General features: G+C 71.2%; 2 protein-coding genes. One reads left to right on the top strand and one right to left on the bottom strand.

Features of this window, described 5'->3' with window-relative positions:
• Window positions 1-50: 50 nt before the first annotated feature.
• Window positions 51-800 (bottom strand): DoxX family membrane protein, encoded by a 750-nt coding sequence (locus TVH25_RS21230; RefSeq protein ID WP_296550417.1) that lies wholly within the window; start codon window positions 798-800, stop codon window positions 51-53.
• Between the two features lie 78 nt (window positions 801-878).
• Here TVH25_RS21230 and TVH25_RS21225 point away from each other — a divergent pair, with 78 nt between their 5' ends.
• Window positions 879-2027 (top strand): PQQ-dependent sugar dehydrogenase, encoded by a 1149-nt coding sequence (locus TVH25_RS21225; protein WP_169619643.1) that lies wholly within the window; start codon window positions 879-881, stop codon window positions 2025-2027.
• The last annotated feature ends 94 nt before the right edge of the window (window positions 2028-2121 follow it).

Below are 2121 nucleotides of genomic sequence, written 5' to 3'. Positions count from 1 at the left end.
GGGGGGCCCCCCCCGGGGGCGCCCCCCCCCCCCCGCCGTTTTCCGTGGTCTCAGCGGCCGAACAGCCACAGACAGACACCCGCCGCGACGCCGAGCAGCAACGCGACGAACGATCCGAGGAAGGGACGTGTCGCCCACTTGCGCGGGCCGTCGGCCGCGATCCTGCCGGGACCGGTGAGCGTGAGCGCCACCGCCGCTGCGGCGAGGAGAACCTCGTACTCGAAGCCGGAGCGGTCGGACGCGAAGTACTGCACGCCCGGCTCGAGGTCGTGCTTGAACAACACGGCGTTGATCATGATCGCGACCACCGCCGCCGCGGCAAGAGGTGTCAGCAGACCGAGCACGAGCAGCGCACCGGCCGCCGTCTCGCCGACCGCGCCGACGATCGCAAGCACCCGGGGCTGCTGATATCCGGCCTCGCGCAGCAGTTCCTCGAAACCGTCGAGTCCGGGCCCGCCCCACAACCCGACCAGTTTCTGCAGGCCGTGGGCGATCAGGGTTCCACCGACCGCGAGTCGCAGAATCAGCAACCCGAGATCGAGGGTGCCGCGTCGAACCTTGACCGGATGCTGCTCGACGGTCGTGGACGCGGGATCCGCCACGTAGCCACCGGCGGTGCCGGGCCGGTACATCTGCTCGGTGGGCGCCGCGTGGGCACCGCTACCGAACGACGATCCGTCGAGGTCGAGGTCGTCCTCGGACTCCAGCCGGGAGGCACGAGTGCGCCGCATCTGGAGTGTCGGCTCGTCGAAAGGACTCGATCCTGTTTCCGGCGATCGGCCGGTTTCCTTGTCGGTCACGCCACCAGGGTAGGACTCCGGGCGCCCGAGCACCCGGCATCCGGAGGCGACACGCGGCGTGCCGGTAACGTTTGCGCTATGACGTGGGGCAGGCAGTCGACAGGTTCGCGCGGTGTTCGGACGGCGGCGGTGGCACTGGCCGTCGGGGTTCTCGCGCTGTCGTCCTGCGCGAGGTTCGACGATGCGGCATCGACACCGTTCACCCCCGAACCGACCTTCGATTCCGGTCCCGGTTTCGGGCCGCAGGACCCCACGACGACCACGACGACGCCGAACGCCTCCGCCGTGCCCCCGGGGCCGTGTGAAGATCCCGATCCGGCAGTGGTCGCGACCTGTCTCGACACGACCGGCGGGCTGGTGACCCTGCCCGGCGGTGGTGCCGCACTCGTGACGGAACGACGGACCGGACGAATCCTCCAGGTCGCGCCCGACACCGAGCCCGTGGAAATCGCCACCGTCCCCGTCGACGCTTCGGGTGACGGCGGCCTGCTCGATGTGGCGCTGTCCCCCACCTTCGACGAAGACCGGTTGCTCTACGCCTACATCACCACCCCCACCGACAACCGGGTCGTGCGGGTCGCGGCCGGCGACACCCCGAAGGATGTGCTGACCGGCATACCCCGCGGCGCGACGGGAAACGGTGGCGCCATCGAATTCACGTCCCCCACGGAGATGGTCGTCCTCACCGGAAATGCGGGAAACGGCTCCGCGGCAACCGATCCCGCTTCTCTGGCCGGGAAACTGCTCGAGTTTCCGCTTCCGGCGCCGGGCACCGCACCGGTGCCCACCGTGGTGCTCTCGGGCATCGGCACGGCCGGTGACGTGTGCCGCGACCCGGGCGGCAATCTGTGGGTGACGGACCGGACCGAACTCGAAGATCGTCTCCAGCGCATCGGCGCGGACGGCTCCGTCGGTGCGGGCCCGGCATGGACTTGGCCCGAGCGGCCCGGCGTGGCGGGATGCGCCGCGTCGCCGGACGGTATCGCGGTAGCGCTGACCGGCGGGAAAGCGGTCGCCGTGGTGGCGATCGATCCGGGATCGGGTGCGGTCACCGCCGCGCCGGTCCTCACCGTTCAGGATCGCTACGGCCTGCTTCGCGGGGCGGCGTCGTCCCCGGACGGTCTGCTCTGGATCTCGACGGTCAACAAGTCCGGCGGTGAACCCGGACCGAACGACGACCGCGTCGTGCGCATCCAGTTCCCCGCGGGCGGCGGCGGCTTCGACTGAGGTCCGGCCCGCCCGGGCAGAGACTGCGGTCCGGGAAACGTTCGTGCAGACACCACCGGCGGGGGGCCGGGGCCGGGGGGGGCGGCCGGGGGGG

Source organism: Rhodococcus sp. 7Tela_A2, assembly GCF_049311045.1.
Taxonomy (GTDB): domain Bacteria; phylum Actinomycetota; class Actinomycetes; order Mycobacteriales; family Mycobacteriaceae; genus Rhodococcus.
The sequence above is the reverse complement of the archived record's forward strand: the minus strand, read 5'-3'. Positions and strand labels throughout refer to the sequence as shown.

Excerpts from the sequence above, each read along its gene's own strand:
- TVH25_RS21225 (WP_169619643.1), top strand. The coding sequence starts at position 879 with ATGACGTGGGGCAGGCAGTCGACAGGTTCGCGCGGTGTTCGGACGGCG.